Genomic DNA, 18,839 nt, shown 5'->3' on the forward strand with positions numbered 1-18,839 from the left:
TAATATTTTACATTAAAAAATCATAAGCGTATAAATAACTTGCGGTTTTTAATTTTAATTATTTATTTGGTTGAATATTGTTAAATTCGACTTTATTTAATCCAGATCATTCTGATTTGGATGTGTGATTATTTAATTTCATAAATTTAGCATATCCACCTTCTTTTAGAGTTAGAAGAATGTATTCTTTTTTAGTTATTTTTTTATTATTATTCAAGTCTATTTTATATTTAAATTCAGTAGGTTGATTATTTTTTTCTTCTTTATTATATCCAGAAGTAACTATTATATACGTAATTGACTCAGGGCCATATGTGTCTTCATCAAAGTACTCGGTTTTTCTAAAAGGTCATATTCCATTATCTTTAATTAAATAATTAGTAAACTGACGACGTTCTTCGGGATCCTTAAAGTAGGTTTGCATACCTGAAAATTTATTATTAATCCCAGGAATTCATGAAATATTTTCTCCTTCTTGTAATTCCCATAAAATTGCTCTTGTTCCTGAATAAAGATTGATTTTTGATCAATTGTCACGATCTTTTGTAAGTGTTTCACGACCAAACATTTCAAAAATAAAGAAATCAAATGCAACTTTTAAACGATAAATAGCTTTTCATTCATCTGTTTGAGATTTAACATAAAAATTAGATTCTTTTGTTTTTGGATTTTTTTCATATTCTAAGTGAAGTATTTTAAAAATATTGTCAAGCAATTTTAATAAATCAATTTCTGGACTTATATTATTTGGATCATCTAATTGATTCGAATTTTTATTTGAACTAAATATGCTTCCTATACTAATTTGATCATTTAATGTCTGCATATTTGTTCTTTTAGAACGATCATCATCCATATTAATATTTCTTAATGCATCATATAAAGATGATTTTTCTAAATTACTTTTTTCAAAAATTAAATTGATTAATCTAACAAGAATATTCCCATTAATTGGCTTATCTTTACCAATTAATTCGCTTAATATACCTAAATCTTTAAAACTAAAACCTGATTTTATTTTTTTTGCAAATTCTATGATTCATTGAAACGGATTTGAGATATCAAATTGTTTGCTAAATAAGGAAAAATGTTCTGTTGTTCTTTTGACAATTTTTGTTTCGAAATAATCAGTATCAATCAAATGATTAATTGATTCTTTAATGACTTTTTCTAGAAGTTCCTTATCATTAGAATTTGTATCTTTTAAATTTAAAAAGTCAATTAGATTATTAACTACAACTTTAATTAGATTTTGATCATTTGAAAATCCTTTAATAATATTTTTAAATTCACTTTTAAGTTTAGTTGATATTTTTTCAACTATATTACTAATAATATCCTTTGAATTTGAGTGAATTTGATTTTTTTGATTTAAAAATTCATTAATTACACTATCAACTAATTTCTTAAAATGAGTATTTTTGATCAATGTTAATAAAATATTTTTTAGTCTTGGATCTGAGGATGTTATTGCTTGCTTAATTTGATTCTGAATAATTTTGTGTGTTATTTCTATAAAAACTTCTTTAGCAGTATTTTTTTCGCCAATAAATAAATTATTGAAACTATTTAAGAAATTAACAAGAATTTCTTCATTATCTTTTGAATAATTATTATTGTTGTTATTTGAGTTTGCTAACAAAATTTTTGAACTATATGTTTGTTTAAATTGCTTTATTTTTGGCAAATTTCTTGATAAATAATTATAAATTGCCAAAAGTTGATTTGTAAACTCTTCTTTATTCACATTTTTATCAAAAAAAGCTTTTGTTATTTTTTCAAAAAAATTCTTTGTAAAAATGCTTTTATATTCAATCTTTTTCAATGTTTTAAAAAATTCTTTTTCAATCTGTTGATTCGCATTTTTGTTGTTGAATAAATCATTAATTAGTACACTCGCAAATTCTTCAACTATTCCTGCTATTTCATTTTCTTTTTTTAAATTTAAAGTTAATTTTGCAAGAAAGTTAGCAATATTTTTAGTTTCATCGCCTGTTGCTTCAAAGTCATACTTTTTATTGATTGTTGTTAATAAAAAAGAAAATAGTTTATTAATATACTCTTGGTCACTATTTAATTTATTAATTGTTTTATTGATAAAACTTTTTAAGTTTAATTGTTTTTTATCAATAATTTTTTTGAATAATTGTGATCAATTATTGATATCTCCTATTTTTTCTTTTTTAATATTTAATATTCCAGTTACTACTGAATTAATTACTTCGTTATTAATTTCTTGATCAAAAATAATTTTGTTAATTTTATTTATAGTTTCTTTTGCGAATTCTTCTGCTTCAGCATTTTCTTTTAAAATAGTTTTTTCAAGTCTATTTGTTTGATTTTGAATCATTTTTTTAACAATTGAATTTGTTAAAAAACTATTAAATAATTTTTTAATTTCATTTTTAACTGACTCATCATTTACATTTTCAATTTTTTCAAGAATTATCTTAAATAGTTTTAAACTGAAATTGATTTTTTGAGACTGAGATTGGTCATTTTTTTTATCATCAATTTCTAATAAGGCAAAAAAGTTTTTTATGATTTCTTCAGTGATAATTTTTTGTGATGAATTAGAAAATAATCAATTAAAAATTTTTTGAATTTTGCTAATTTTTGATTGCTCTTTGTTTTCAACATTAATTGTTTTAATAATTTCAATTAGATTTTTTATTCAGGTTTTTAGGAAATCTGAATTTGGTAAATTTCTAATTATTTGATTGATATTTTCTAATAATTCTTTTTTGATATTTTCATCTAAATTAATTTTAAATTTCTTATTTAAAGATTTTATTAATATATCAACCAAGAAAGAAGTACCATATTTATTTGTTGTTATTTGATTTGTTATTTCTTTTATAAGATCTAATAAACCATTTTCATCTTTATTTTCTAAGATTGAAATTATGAATTTTTCCAGACCTTCTTTTTTATGTTTATTTTCATCAAAAATTAAGTTATGAATAAAAGTTTTTAATTTGTTGATTATTTCTTTGCTAGCTATTAATTGATATAAACCCTTATATCAATCTTTTACTAAATCTTCAATGTTTTCAAAATTAGGATTTAAATCCAATATTTCTTTTTCAAGATGATTGTTTTTTAAGTAACTTAACATCGGATTAATAATTAAATAACTACCAAATTTATCAATTAATTGTTTGATGAAATTATTGTTTAAACTCTCATCAATTATTAAAGAAATAAAATCTTGAAAATGTTTTTTGGTTTCATCTGTATTCTTTGAGATTTTTTGATAATTACTTAAATTTTTAAAAAAATTAAAAAGAGATGTTTGATTTGTTATCAAATCATTGATTTCGGTTGGATTAAAAAATTCATCAATTTTAATTAAAGAAGTTCCTAAGTATTTCATGCCCTCAAGATATTTGGATTTATCTAAATTATTTTTGTTTGGTAAATAATTGATTAGTTTAAAAAATACTTGATTTTTTTCATTGTATTCTACTTGATTATTTAAGGCCAAAAATTCAAAAAAATCTCGAGTAATTTTCTTATTTTTATTTGTTTTAAGAATAAGACTTTTTATAAAAATATTAATTAATTCATAACCTAAATTATCTTTTTTATTTGCATTAAATTCTAATGAATCAAATAAATTAAAAATAAAATATTCAATTGAATTAATTTTTTTATCTAAATTGATTTGATAAACAGTCTTAATTTGAGTTGTAATTGTTTTAATTGTTTTTTCAAATAATTCTTTGTTACTTTTAATATGATTAATTGATTTTGTTAATAAATTAGAGAATTCTTTTTTTACATCAATTAAAACATCTTTTATGAAATCTTCAAATTCTTTATTTTTAAAATAATTTTCTCTTTTAGATGCATTTAAAAGATTACTTGTGATTTTTTTAATTACGAAATCAAATTCGTTTTTTAAAGAGATATTATTAAAAATAATTTCTTTCAATTGATTTGGGAAGACTTTATTAATAATTTGTTTGTGAAAAAAAGCATCAATAATTTTTGCTAAATTAGTTTCTAAAAATTTAAGATTATTGTTATTTTTTAAATATTCTTCATTCAAAAAATCTTTAATTAAAAAATAAGAATGATTGTTTTTCAATCATTGATTTTTTATGATATTTTTGATACTTTTAATTGATGTATGTAGATGTGATTGTTTAATTAATAATTGTAAAATTTCTGAATTTGCTTTAACAAGAAGATTTTTTGTTGTTTTTGCATTAAGAATTTGAATAAATAATTCTTTTACTGCTTCAATTTTTTTTGTGGCGCCTGGAGATTTTGTTATAAGCAAAAAAGTTTGATAGACTTCTTTGTTTGATATTCCTAAGATTGTTAGGATATTTTTAATTAAATCATTAAGTTCGTTGTCAGATGCTGTAATTAAATCATTTTTTAATTCTTGCAATAAAAAATCTATTGAAAGATTTTTTTCTTCAGAGGAAATAATTTTTTGATTTTCTTGATTTTTTTCAAAAGCAAACTCTTTAATAAATGCGTCTTCATTTGGATTATTAATTCCAAACAAATAAGATTTAATTGTTGTTGATTTTTTACTAAAATCAATTGCGTTTGAATGACTTGATCGAGTCTTATTATGAAATAAATTGTTGTATTCTTTGTTTTTGATTAAAACTTTGGCAATGATATCTTGAGCTAATTTTTTATAAGCATTTTTGTTTGGCAAAAAACTAAAAAAATCAGTCGCAAATTTATTAATATTTTCTCAAATATAATTTTTATTTTCAAATGAATAAAAATTAAGATTTTTTTCAATTGCAACTGATTGAATTGTTTCATTTAATTGCTTTGTCGCATTTTTTAAAACTTCATTTAATTCTTGATTGTCTCGCAGATTAATTGCATGCAGAAACGGGGATAAAAAACCGATTAAATTAATATTAATGTTTTGATTGATTTTTTTAATTTCATTAACTAGCGTTAAATAATTTGCTTTGAGAGTTTCTATTCTTTGATTAATTTTTTCTTTGAAATTTTTTATTTCTTCAAAAATTTTTTCTTCATCACTAAAAATAAAGGCTAAGATTTCATGTTTTTTAAAAATATCATTAAAACCAATTGAAATTGTAAGTAAATTAGCATTTTTAATTGCTTCAATAACTTTTTTTGCTGTAAGATCAGCATTAATCAAATTTAAACTTTTATTTAATTGTTTTATTTGTTCAAATTTTTTATTTTGGTTAGGATGAATCTCTGGATTCAATAAATACAATCAATTTTCAATCTTAGAATTTGCAACTCCAAAATTTTGGTATTCACTTAGGGTTGTTTTTTCATCTTTTAATTCTAAAATTGTATTAGCTAAATATGAAGGGTATGATATGCCATAAACTTCATTTTTTTCTTGATCAAAAAAATTATTATTTCTTGAATTTCTAGTGTTATTATGGCCAATTGCATAATCATCTCCAATTGCCAAATATTTAATTGCACCAGTGGAAACTTTTTTAATTTCAATTTGTTTTTCATCAATACTTTTTATTTGCTGTTGAGTATTACAAGCTCCAGAAATAAGTGGTGTAATTAAACTTGGGAAAATTATTAAAGGTAGTTTACTTATTTTGCTAATTTTTTGATTTAGTTTCATAAAAAGTGTCCTAACCAATTGATACATCTTCATAAACATATTGATAGCGTTCAGGTTTTTCTTTGTCTCTTCCAAAGAATTTGATTGCTTGCGGAATTCCAAATTGACCAATGATCATTAAGAAAATAAGACTAATTTTTCCAGCAATATGTAAATTCATATCAGCTGTTAATCCGGTTGTTAATCCAGTGTTACCAAAAGCAGAACATGCTTCAAATAATGCAAAAATCATATCTTTTTTGCTTGAAGTTGTTGGAAGTGTTGAGTAGTTTATAATTGTTACAACAATTACTAACAATGTTGCTAAAGTGAAAACATTGACTGCTCGAATTAGTGTTTCTTTACCAATTTGACGTTTGAAGGCATTGATCCTTTTTTTATTTGTCAACATTGTCACAACACTTAAAAATATAACAGCAATTGTTGTGTTCCGAATCCCTCCAGCTGTTGAAACAGGTGAGAAACCAATGAACATTAGAATCCCATGTAATAAGATTGTTGATTGATTAAATTCATAGTAATTAACTGTTGCAAATCCAGCTGAACGTGTTGAATTTACTTGGAAAAAAATTGCAAAAATTTTGTCGCCATCACTACCATATTCTTTCTTGCTTCAAAATGAATTTGGGTCTTTTGAAGTATATTCAATAATTGTGCTTAGTCCAAAACCAATGATTGTAGTAATGATGAAAGTTATAATTGTGAATTTTGTAAATAACTGAAATCGATGAATGCTTTTATTTTCTCTTGCAGCTTGAATTCGTTTTCAAACATCATAAATAACAGGAAATCCAACCCCACCAAGTAAAAAAACAATGATAGTCACACTTTGAAAAGCATAGTCAAAATAAAAAGGTTGTAAACTATCCTTTCCAAATAAATCAAATCCTGCATTGTTAACTGAACTTATTGCATGAAAAATTCCTAATTTCAAAGCCTGTGGAAAATTTCCATGTGGAATTTTTTGGATTTTTATTTGTGGATCACTAAGAGCATTTTTGATTGGTTGAAGGTTATTATCTTTTAAATAAAGCAGCATTGTGAATATAAAAGAAGCAATGATTGTTGTGATGATTAAGAATGAAATTGCAACTTTTATCATTTTTCTAGTTTCAGAAACAGAACTGGAACCTCTTTCTGTTTGTGATGCCATATTGCTAAAAATACTTGACTTAAATCCAAATATTGTTTGGAAAATATAAATTTTGATTGTAAAAATTCCAATTCCACCAGCAACCATACTAATGGCAATTAGTATTTGTCCAAATTCATTGAACGTGTTTGCAATTGTTAGTGTTGTTAACCCAGTATCACTAAAAGCTGACGCAGCAACAAACAAGGCATCAATATATTTAATTTGTTTGACACCTTTATTATGTGAAATGTTTCAATAAAGTAATAAAGAAATGATTATTGTAAATAAGATATAAATAATAAAGATATATCTTATTGTTCCAATTTTTCGAAAAAACTTTAGGAAATTATTGTTTTTTGAAGATTTCATTGTCTTATTTTTCATGCGCATAATTATATATTAAATTAAAAAAGAATATTATGTTAATAATATTTGTTATAAATTGTATTCCTTAATTTATAAATATTTCTAATTAATTATTTTTTTTAAGAAAAAAAATCACAAGAAGATAAATTTTCTTGCGATTTTTTAAAAATAAAAATTCAAGTGCAACACACTAAAGATATAAAATATAGTTGTGGACACTTGAATTTTTATTTTTAAAAATAAGAAAAAAAGTCCCGCTTGAGATAAAGGAACTTTCAATATGAATTATAACAAAAATAATAAATATAAACATATAAATGAAGTTGAAAGATCTTATATAAAATTTGAGCTTAATCGTAATAAATCAATACGTTCAATTGCAAAAAAATTAGATAGAAGTCCTTCAACAATTATGCGAGAAATAAAAAGAAACACAAGCTTAGGAACTTATGACCCCATTGTAGCAAACATTAAGGCTAAAAAACGTCATAGACATAAATATTATTTTAGATTTTTGTTGCCGAATAAATTTGATAAATTTACAGAATTATTCAAAAATAAATATGACAAAAAATACTATGGTGTGAAAGCTACATTACATGAGATAAAAAAGGATCCAAATATAAATTGTCCTTCATTAAGAACGGTATACAACTGAATAAATAAAAATCTTTGAGTTATCAAAAGAAAAGATAGATTAAGAAAATGATATAAAAAGGGCGGAAAAAGAACTACATCAGTTATAAAAAGATTGGTTAATTCAGCAGATTACGTTTTTCCAATATGAACAAGACCAAAAAAAATTGATTTAAGAAAAGAATTTGGACACTGAGAAGCTGATCTTGTATTGGGTAGAAAATCAAATGGATATTACAATGTTTTAACACTTACAGAAAGAAAAACAAGAATCGGATTCGCAATAAAAGTTCGTTCAAAATCTGGATTTGTAATAAATTCAAGTCTTAAAAATCTAATTCAAGATAACAATTTATTTGTCAAAAGCATAACCATAGATAATGGTATTGAATTTGAAAAAATTGGTTTATTAGCTAAGTGGTTAGACATAAAAATATATCGTGCAGAACCATATGCATCATTCCAACGAGGTAGTAATGAACATTGAAATGGGATTTTAAGAAGAGAATTTAAAAAGGGGTTTGATTTTAATGAAATAACCCAAGAAGAATTAGAAAAAATAGTTTTCAAAATCAACAATATGCCAAGAGAAATATTAAACTGATTAACACCTTTGGAGTTGTTTAAAAAAGAAAATAGTAATGACTTTATATTATAAAAATTTACTTATTTAAAATTGATAAAATCAAACTAAAAAAAATAATAACTGACTAATGTCAGTTTTTTGAGTATTCCAAATTTTAGTTTTAATAATAAAACTCTTTAAATTGAATTTAGATTCAAAAAAATAATAAATATTTTTTCATTTTAAACAAAAAAATAAGTTATAGAAACATTTAATTTATAATAAAAAAAGCAAATGCAACAGTGTTGCACTTGAACTTTTCATTTAGGATTTGGTTATTTTTTAAACCAAATTTTTATTTTTCTTTATTTTTTAATTCTTGCAAATATAGCTCCAAATTTTTTTGATGTAAAGCTAATTTTTCTTTTTTTTGTTTAATTTGATCTTCTGGAGCTTTTTGCATAAAGGTTGGATTGTTTAAAAATTTTTCATTAAAAGCAATTTCATATTTTGTAATTTCAATTAATTTTTTTAATTCAAGAATTTCATTTTCTTTATCTTCATTTCGTTGTTTGATAAACAATTTTGAAAACGAAGTTTGAATTAAGAAATCCTTATTTTCTTCCCAACTAAAATTAGCTAATTTAAAAATAATTAATTGTTCTAGTTCACTAATACTTGTTGCTTCAAGAAAATAATTTAATGTTAATGCTTTTGAAATTTGCTTATCTTCACGATATTTTCTTAATAAGGTTATTAATTCAATCAAATTATTGACATGATCTGATGTAAATTCTTCAGAATTGAAATATTCAGTAGTTTTAGTTTCCAATACCTCTTCAGAATAAATACTTTCAAACAAATAATCTGTTAAAAATGGCATATATGGATGTAACATAATTAATATTTCTCTAAATAAGTAATGAACAAAATAATTATTATTTTTAAATTTTAAAAATTCTAAATATCAACCTGAAAATTTATTGATAACAAAATCATAAATATATTTATAAACAATTGTAAATTCATAATTTTTCATTGCATTATCAATATTTTGATTTGTTTGATTAAGCTCAAACAGAATTCATTGATCAAATTGATCTAAATTTTCATAACTAAATTCTGCATTTAAATCAATTGGTATATTTTGAATTAATCTGGCAATGTTTCAGAATTTATTAATAAATAATCTTGCACTTTGAATTTTTTCATCACTAAAATTAATATCAGCACCCGGTGTGCAATTAAAAATTAAAGCCATTTTTAAAACATCAGAACCATATTGATCAATGATTGCAATTGGATCAATTCCATTGCCAAGTGATTTTGACATTTTTTTCCCTTGCGCATCACGAACTAGGCCATGTAATAAAACTTCTTTGAAAGGAATTTCATCCATAAATTCTAAACTTTGAAAATACATTCTTGAAACCCAAAAGAAAATAATGTCATATCCTGTTACTAATAAATTTGTTGGAAAATATCTTTTAATTTTTTCAGTTGTTTGTGGTCAACCTAAAAAAACAAAAGGTGCCAGAGCTGAACTAAATCATGTGTCCAGTACATCATTATCTTGGATTCATCCTTCACCTGGATTTTCAATCTGAACTAAAATTTCATTATCTTTATATCAAGCAGGAATTCGGTGTCCTCATCAAATTTGCCGACTAATTGTTCAATCATGAACATTTTCCATTCATTTAATAAGATTATTTTCAAATTTAGAAGGAATGATTTTAATTGCATTTGAAGAATTTAAGTTTTTAAGAATTTTTTCAGCTAAAAACTTCATTTTTACAAATCATTGTGGTTTTACTAAAACTTCAATTGGTTCTTTGCTTCTTTCACTATAACCAACATTTGAAACTATTTCTTCAACTTTTTCAACAAAACCATTTTTATCTAAATATTTTGCAATTAATTCTCTTGCTTCAAAACGATTTAGACCTTTGTATTTACCTGATAAAGAATTCATTTTTCCTTCATCATCAATACATTCAAGAATTTGGAGTCCATTTCTTTTAATAATCTCAATATCATCAAAAGCATGAGCTGATACTTTCATTACACCAGTTCCAAAATTTGAATCAATAAATTCGGATGCAATAATTGGAATTTCTTTTTTTGTTAATGGATGAATAATAAATAAATTTTTTAATGCTTGATATCTTGAATCATTTGGATTCAAAGCAATCGCAACATCTGAAAACATTGTTTCAGGTCTTGTTGTAGCAACTATTAAATGATTTTTACTATTTTTAATCGGATATTTAAAATAATACATTTTTTGCTTAATTTCAGTTGAAATGACTTCAATATTTGAAAGAGCTGTTTTAAGTTTTGGATCTCAAACAATTGCTTTTTTATCACGATAAATTAAATTGTTTTTATACATCGTAATAAAAACTTTTAACACTGCTTCATTCGCATTTTTATCCAAAGTAAAACGTTCATTTGGATAATCTAGAGCAAGTCCTAATTTTGCTCATTGTGCATTGATATTATTTGAATATTCATCTTTTCATTTTCAAATTTCTTCAATAAATTTCTCACGACCTAATTGATATTTATCAAGTTTGATTTCTGCAAGTTTTTTTTCAACTACAACTTGCGTAGCAATCCCGGCATGATCTTTCCCAGGAACTCACATCACATCAAAATTTTTATTTTTTTTATACCTAATAATTGTATCTGCAAGATATGTATCTAAAGCATGACCAATATGCAATTTCCCTGTTACATTTGGAGGAGGAAGAATAATAGTAAAAGGTTTCTTATTTAAATCATGTGTTGAAAAAGCTTTCATATCAATTCATTTTTGATTTCTTCCTTTTTCAACTAATTTGTGATCAAAAATTTTATCCATTTTTTCTCCCATTTTTTTGTTTGAAGCATTTAATTGACTAAAATCAATAATTGTTTTTTCAATATAATCAACTTTTTCATTGATTGTTTTGGGACTTAGTGCTGTTTGTGAGTCCAATAATAAAGAATTACGAATTTTTTTATTTTTAATATTTTTGTCATCCGCCCAATTAATTAATTGATCCCATTTGCATCAAATGTAATGATCAGGTTCAATTTCATATTCAAGTATATTGACAAATAAATAATTTTTATCAAGAAATTCTTTCAGATTCTCTTGCGATTTAGTGTCTTCTTTATTCAATAATTTTTTTACTAATGGATTGATTGGATTCTCAATAATTTTATTGGTTTTACCTTGCTCAATTGTTCTTGCATTATAAATGATATTCAAATCAGTTGTCAATCTTGCGGCAACATTTATATTATCTAAAAAATAAATGCCAATTCCTTCATTAGCTAAAAGATATGCATTAAATTTATTCAAGATATTAATTTGATTTTCTTCGTTTAATTTTTCTAAAAAAATTCCAATTACAATCACGCTTGGATCATTAATTAAAACCTTATTAATTTCCAAGGAAATTTTTTCATCAAGAGTTAAATAAGATAAATTCATGATTAATTTATCAAGTGATATATTCGATTTTAAAAGAATTCGATAAATATTTGACTTTAAAATTAAATTAAAAATTTCATCTTTATTATTTTTTAAATTCTTAATGATTTTGTTGTAATTATAAAAATTATCAAATAAGTCAAAAAGTAAATATTTAATTGCTTTAAGATCATAAAATACTTTCAAAAAAGGTTTGGGTGTTAATAAATTATGATCTTGATTTAAAAATTCTTCGGCATGTAATTTAGAAATTTCTTTCATTAAAATATCAATTTTTTTATGAATAAAATCAAGGTTATTTTTATTATTCTTAAAAAAAGGCAATGAATCAATAAATAAAGCATTAGCCTGATTTTTGATTTTTTTACCTTCTGTATCAATATTTCAATAATATTCTGATCTTTTTTCTTCAAGATCATATTCATATTCTTTGATCTTAGATAAATTAACAAAATTATCTTTTTTCTTATCCTCAATATAAGCATCTAAATTTGTTTTTTTAAGAAAAATTTCATTTTGTTGATTAGCTAAATTTTTGAAACGATAAACATACATTTTAATATTTTTATTTAAAATTGATTTTGTAATTAATTTAACTTGTTTTCTAAATTGTTTTTGTGAATTTAAAACTCCAAGATTGCCAATTTCATAAAAAATGTCATTCCGTAAATTGTAAATTTCTTTGACAAAATCAATAAATATTGAATGTTGCATCAATTTAATTTTTTTAAAATATTTCAAATGTGCTCAATAAAAGCATTTATTAACATAATATCGTGGATAAAAATAGGCAAATGAATCAAATTTAGTCTTTTTTTTCAAAGAAAACTTATTAAAATTAATTTCTTGAATAAATTCACTTTTTAACTTTGAAAAAAATTTTTTTGTATCCAATTTTCGTTCGCGTTTTAATTTAAATAGTCTTAATGAATTTTCTCACTTCGTAAGAAAAAATAATTTTTTTGAACGTGAATGCAAAATATTTTCTTGATCAAAAAATTTAGCATATTCTTGTTTAGCTTGTTTATATTCTTTAAATTTCATTAAAGAACTTCCTGATTCATATTCTTTAATTCGATCTTCTAAATAAACAAGAAATTTTTGCTCAGCTTCTTGAATTGATTTTACAATCAAACGAATTAAATTATAAATTTCCTGCATCAATAGCGTTTTATCTGAATAATCCATTTTTTCAAGAACTGATAAATCATTATTTAAAAGCATTTTTTTAAGTTGCTCAATATTAGTTGCAATTGTTTTTTGCAACTCCAAATTTATTTCATAATATTTGTAACTTAAATGATATTTTGAATCTTGATAAACATCTTGTCAATTATTTTTAAAAAGTTTTGTTAAGAAATTAACAATATTACTTTTTTTAATATATCTTTGTAAATATGAAAAAACTGTATCTTTGGTTTTGTTTTCAAACAAATTACTATCATCAAAACCAAACGATACTTCTTTTTGATAATTAGCATTATTAAAAATAAATGCATATTCATCTTCATTATTTTGTTTAAATTCAATAAAACCTTGATACCTGTTATCTTTGATCTCATTATTGACAATTAATTCAAAAATTGTTTTTTTAGCTTCAGTATCATTAGATAAAATTCCTAAAATGTTGTTTTTAGCTAATTTAAAGTTTAGATTATAAACATGTGTTTTTAAATAAACTTTATTATTTGTTTTAATTTTGCTTTTCTTTTTTAAATTTAAAACTCTCAAGCCAGTTATTTTTTTATCTTCCATTAAAATCTATCGCCTTCCTTTGATTTGATTAATGAAGCTACAACTTTATATGTTGGCAAAATAATTGCTAAATTGAAAAAGATCTTAACTGGACTTGTTAGTGTTTGCCCTGTAAAATTAACTCAAAAATCTGTTCTTAGGGTAATTGTGTCAGCTCATGCCAATAAAACTGTGTTGACTAATTCCAAAATTGCACAAAATGTTATAATGGCCATTATTTCAATAAATGTTTGATATTTTTTTCTTAAAAATAAACGATAAAGCACAACAAAAACAATCATTCCAATAAACCCAGATGTGGTAAGAATTACATAAAATGTTTTATTTTTAATAAAACGGTTATGTTCAAAAATTGAATTATCTAATTTTGAAAAAATTGCAACAATGATAATAATTTGTAATACTAAGAAAACGATTGCTGAAATGAAAGCAAAATTGATCATCGCCATTGGTTTTTTCTTTGTTTCTAGCAAAATAATCTTAACTTCATAAAATGCAATTTTTTCTGAAAAATATTGTAAATCTTCCGAATTTTCTCTTGCAAGCGCTTCAGAAAATTGAATTTTAAAAAAATCAACAGTTTGCTTATATTTATAAATTCGATATTTTCTTGAAAAAAATAATTCATTCAAATTAAAGAAATAATAAGCAGCTAATCCCGGGACAAAACCTGCAACAGCCACTGCTAAAGTATATAAGACATTATAATAAGTTGGGACTAATGCAAATGAAATTAGATCAGCTAAAATTCCTGTAATAATGCCAACAATTGGACCAAAAACAAACCCTGTAATTTTAATTGGTAAACCAATAAAACTAAATTTAAAAGCAGGTAACGCACTAATTGGCAAAATTCTTACTGAAATTAAAAACATCACAACAGAAATAGCAATCAAAACACCAACAAAAGCAATTTTTTTAGAATTTCATTTTTTGAATGAAATACTTGTTTGCGATCTTGCTCATTGCAGGTAATGATTTATTCCACCAGGTAATTTTGAATTCATATTTGTTCCTTTAAATTTCAGTTTTTAAATTTATTATAAAAGTTAATGCATTACAAAATAATCTAATAATAAGCTAAAAAATCTTGCTATATCAATATAAATAATAATATATTATTATTGACTTAATTTAATCAAATTACAAAAAAACAAGATTTTCTACTCTTATTTTTTATTCAATCATCCACCTTTTCCAATTGTTGGAAGATTAATAAAAGTCTTATAAAAGCTTGAATTAACAATAATTCCGATGTAAATAAAATATGACATCACACTTAATAACAAAATTATGTACATAAATGAAGCAACAACCCCAAATTGTTTGTAATTAATTAAAGAGGTTAGTGAACCAAAAATTAAAATATACAGCGCAGTTGGAATTGCTGCAACAAAAGCACCAGGTGTTATTTGTGAAAATTTGATTCTAAAACTTGGTGCAAATTTAAATGCTAATAAAAATCCCAAACAAATTGCAAATGGTAAAAAGAAAATTGTTGGTAATCAAAAAATAAGTTGAAATTCCCAGGGTAGATCTTTTAAAACAATATCTTTTGTAATTTTAATTCCAAAAACATTATTTAAAATGAATGCTAAAAATGCTGAAATGATTAATAAAAAAATGATTAAAGCCGAAGTGATAATAATGCTTGTAATAAAACCTTTGATTCTTGTTTGTCAAGCAGCATTTTGGGTTTTGTGTTCATACAAAGCATCAAGTGATAAAATGAATTTACTATATCCTTTTGATGAAAGTCATAAAACTGAAATTGCCACAATGATAAACGTTGTTGCTCCACCAGCATTGGACCAAACTTCAGAAAATGCTGGAATGACTTTATCAATTCCAGGAACTAATTGCCCTAAGATAATAACTTTTATTACAAATTCAAACTCTTGATTAATCGAACCAATAATTCCAATTACTAACCCAATTGTTGGAATAAATGATAAGAATAAATACATTGCATACCCAGCTGGAGCAAAAGCAAATTCAAGTGAGTTTATTTTTGTATACGCTGAATTAACAATTTCTCTACCTTTTGTTTTTGAACTTTTAATGTAACGAGGAATTGTAATAAATAAAATTCCATAAATTATTGATTTAATAATTTTTTCAAGTAAATTTTGCTTCTTTTTATTTTTTACAATATGCTTTGAGGAAAAATTATTTGAATAATTATTATCTTTTTTTATTTCCTGAGAGTCATCTTCTTTATCTCAACCAGTCGGAAGAAGATCTTTATTTTTTTTCTTTTTCATATCTTACCTTAATTAATTCATTCAATTCAATTACATTTGCTTTACCAGCTGTTTTTTTCATCACTTGACCAACTAGAAACTTCGAAGCACGATTAAAATTATTTTTAAATTCAGTTTCTAAAGTTGGATTTTCAACTAAGATTTGAGCAACAATTTCTTCTAATAAAATTTCTTTTTTTTCTAAAAATAAATGATTTTTCTTAGCAATTTCTTCAAAAGAAAGATTTGGATTTTGCTTGCTAATTAAAAGTATTTTTTTAATATCATTTTTGTTGATTTTTTCATCAATAACTCATTGCATTAATTCTGAAATCTGATTGACATCAAAAGGAATTTTTTGATTTGAAAAATTATTTTGATTTAAGTATGAAACAATTTCTGAAAAAAAGATATTTGCTGTTTTTTTAAAATCAGTTGTATGCAAATGATCAAGAAAATTAGCATATTCTAAATTATTTATTAATTGTGAAATCTGAACTGAATTTAACCCCTTATCAAGATATCTTTTTTCTTTTTCATATGGCAATTCCTCAATTTCAATTGAATTGATTAATTCATCATTTAATTTGATATAGGGAATATTTGGATCAGGAAAATATTTATAATCAATTGCATCTGATTTTGAACGCATTAAAATAGTAATGTTTTTTGATTCATCAAACCTTTTTGTTGATTGTTCAAATTCTTGATTTTTTTCATAGCAATCAACTTGATAATCAAATTCATATTTAATTGCTTTTTCAATATTTGAGATTGAATTTAAATTTTTTATTTCAATTCTTGTGTTCAAATCTTTAGTTCCTTTTTTTCTTGTTGAAATATTAACATCAACCCTTAAACTTCCTTCATTCATTTTGGCATCAGAAATATCGAGTGCAAGAACAGTTTGTCTAATTGCTTCAACATAAGCAACTGCTTCTTTTGCTGAATGCAGCACTGGACTTGAAACGATTTCAATCAATGGAACTCCCGAACGATTATAATTTAAAAAAGTAAGGTCTTTTTCATGCAATGATTTTGCTGTGTCTTCTTCAAGATGAATTCTTTCAATTTCAATTGTTTTTCAATCATTATCAACTTTTATCTTAACTGAACCATTTTTTCCAATTGGATTAAATTGTTGGGTTATTTGATAACCCTTTGTTAAATCTGGATAAAAATAATTTTTTCGATCAAAGCGTATTAAATGATCAATTTCCATATTCAATGCTTTTGCTAATTTAATTGCTTTAATAACTGCTTGTTTATTTACAATTGGCAATGTCCCTGGATATGCTAAATCAATTGGTGAAACATAAATATTTGGAGTATCAGAATATAAATTTGGTTGTGAAGAAAACATTTTTGTTTTTGTATTTAATTCAATATGAATTTCAATACCGATTACCAATTCTCAATCACTATTCATTTAATTCTCCTAACAATTTTTCTAAATATAATGCATATCCAAATAAATTTGTGTCCTTATTTTTTTTAGTATCAAAAGCAATATTAAAAGGCATATTTGTTTCTTTATCAATTCCCAATTTCATTGATAAAGAAGGATTGCCAACTAAATTAGCATATGTTAAAATATTGTCCATATAAGATTGATAAGTTGGTTTTTTACCAATTTTAGGTGCAATATCATTTGAAGCTGGATAAATAAATAAATCTGAAGAATCATGAATTTTTTCAAAATATTCAATTAATAGTCGACGTATTTTTTTTGCTTTAACAAAATATTTCACTTGATTTTCATTTTCTAAGAAAAATGAACCTAAAATCAAACGAGTTTGCACCATTTTACCTAAATACTTTGATCTTGTTTTTGTATAAGTTTCAATTCAATCTCTTCCTTCATTTCTTTTTCCAAAAGAAACACCTGTTAAATTTGCTAAATTAGAAGATGCTTCAGAATAAGAAATAATTTTATAAATCACATCAATTGAGTTTAAAAGTTTTTCTTCTTCTTTAATTTCAACTAATTCAATTCCATCTTGATTTAATTTTTCTAAGAATTTTTTATATGAATTGGTAATTGAAGGATTTAATTTATCAAAGCAATTTAAATAAGCAATTTTTTTTGGCTTATTTTTTTTAATTTGTTGATATTCGAAACTCAAATCAATTGATGTCATATCATTTTCTTTGTCTTTTTGATAAAGAATTGATGAAATTTTTATTAAATCATTAACATTATGGCAAAAATAAGCAACTGTGTCAAGTGAAGATGCATATGAAAATAGACCATAGCGACTTATTGCACCATAACTTGGTTTAAAACCAATAACTCCAATATTTGAGGCGGGTTTTCTAACTGAATCGCCTGTATCTGAACCAATTGCAAAATCAATATCATCAATAAAAGACGCTGCTGCTCCTGAAGAAGAACCTCCAACTAAATATTGATCATTTAAAGGATTTTTAATTAGACCATATGCAGAATATTCACCGCTACCACCCATTCCAAATTCATCCAAATTTGTTCTTGCAACACAAGTAGCTCCTGCTTCTTCAAGCAATTTAATAACTGTTGATTTATATTGTGGTTTAAAATTTTCTAAAAAAATACTTGAACCTTTGCATTCAACATTACAATCAGCATAATTATCTTTAATACTAAATACTTTATTTGCTAAAAGTCCTTGATTTTTTAATTTGGCATTCTTGAACAAATAAGCAATCGCATGATTTTTATCAAGACTTAATTTATTAATAATATTTTCAATTTTTTTATTGCTCATTGACAACTCTTTTCATAATTACAAATTGATCATTGCTTTTAGCGGCATTTTTCAATATATCTTCTTTAGAAATTTTTTTTCTTTCATCAACAATATCTTCTCTCAAATCATCAAATTCAATCCCTATTTCATCAAGATGTGAAATTGGTTTAATATCATCCAAATTAATTGATTCAAGTTCAAGCAATTCCTTATCTATTGTTGCCAATAAATCTTGTGTTAATTTAATAATTTCTTCACTTGGTTCAAGCAATAAATTATTTGCTAATTCCTTAATTTTTGCTTCTTTCATATTTATTTTTCCTT

At 23.6% G+C, this 18,839-nt stretch carries 9 protein-coding genes; 1 reads left to right on the forward strand and 8 read right to left on the reverse strand.

Annotated elements, in window-relative coordinates; genetic code table 4:
* Positions 1–58: 58 nt before the first annotated feature.
* Both D2845_RS06825 and D2845_RS03150 read right to left on the reverse strand, forming a co-directional pair.
* Entirely contained in the window at positions 59–5,602 is a 5,544-nt protein-coding gene (locus D2845_RS06825) for an SGNH/GDSL hydrolase family protein (RefSeq protein WP_110858067.1), read from the reverse strand.
* Between the two features lie 10 nt (positions 5,603–5,612).
* Complete coding sequence (locus D2845_RS03150; protein WP_231992768.1) at positions 5,613–7,106, reverse strand: TrkH family potassium uptake protein; 1,494 nt, start codon at positions 7,104–7,106, stop codon at positions 5,613–5,615.
* 277 nt (positions 7,107–7,383) lie between these two features.
* Here D2845_RS03150 and D2845_RS03155 point away from each other — a divergent pair, with 277 nt between their 5' ends.
* Positions 7,384–8,397 carry an IS30 family transposase gene (locus D2845_RS03155; protein WP_117275964.1) on the forward strand — a complete coding sequence of 338 codons (1,014 nt, stop codon included), beginning with the start codon at positions 7,384–7,386 and terminating at the stop codon, positions 8,395–8,397.
* 262 nt (positions 8,398–8,659) lie between these two features.
* On the opposite strand, the gene D2845_RS03575 is transcribed toward D2845_RS03155, so the two are convergent.
* From D2845_RS03575 to D2845_RS03185, 6 genes are all read right to left on the reverse strand, one after another.
* The gene (locus tag D2845_RS03575) at positions 8,660–13,543 is read right to left on the reverse strand and encodes a valine--tRNA ligase (protein ID WP_231992769.1); all 4,884 of its coding nucleotides are present in this window, start codon (positions 13,541–13,543) and stop codon (positions 8,660–8,662) included.
* Positions 13,543–14,550, reverse strand: a complete 1,008-nt coding sequence (locus tag D2845_RS03165) for an ECF transporter S component (RefSeq protein WP_110858424.1) — start codon at positions 14,548–14,550, stop codon at positions 13,543–13,545. Before D2845_RS03165 ends, D2845_RS03575 begins: the two co-directional genes overlap by 1 nt.
* Before the next feature lie 162 nt (positions 14,551–14,712).
* Positions 14,713–15,807, reverse strand: coding sequence for a YihY/virulence factor BrkB family protein (locus tag D2845_RS06830; protein ID WP_002881919.1), 1,095 nt, complete (start codon positions 15,805–15,807; stop codon positions 14,713–14,715).
* A complete protein-coding gene (gene gatB / locus D2845_RS03175; RefSeq protein WP_110858423.1) occupies positions 15,788–17,215 on the reverse strand; it encodes an Asp-tRNA(Asn)/Glu-tRNA(Gln) amidotransferase subunit GatB in 1,428 nt (475 codons plus the stop codon). The genes D2845_RS06830 and gatB overlap by 20 nt, the downstream gene beginning before the upstream one ends.
* On the reverse strand, positions 17,208–18,533 hold the full coding sequence (locus D2845_RS03180; protein ID WP_110858422.1) for an amidase family protein: 1,326 nt from the start codon (positions 18,531–18,533) through the stop codon (positions 17,208–17,210). Before D2845_RS03180 ends, gatB begins: the two co-directional genes overlap by 8 nt.
* Positions 18,523–18,825 carry a glutamyl-tRNA(Gln) amidotransferase subunit C gene (locus D2845_RS03185; protein WP_002881916.1) on the reverse strand — a complete coding sequence of 101 codons (303 nt, stop codon included), beginning with the start codon at positions 18,823–18,825 and terminating at the stop codon, positions 18,523–18,525. Before D2845_RS03185 ends, D2845_RS03180 begins: the two co-directional genes overlap by 11 nt.
* Positions 18,826–18,839 lie beyond the last annotated feature (14 nt).

Source organism: Metamycoplasma alkalescens (genome assembly GCF_900476125.1).
GTDB lineage: Bacteria > Bacillota_I > Bacilli_A > Mycoplasmatales > Metamycoplasmataceae > Metamycoplasma > Metamycoplasma alkalescens.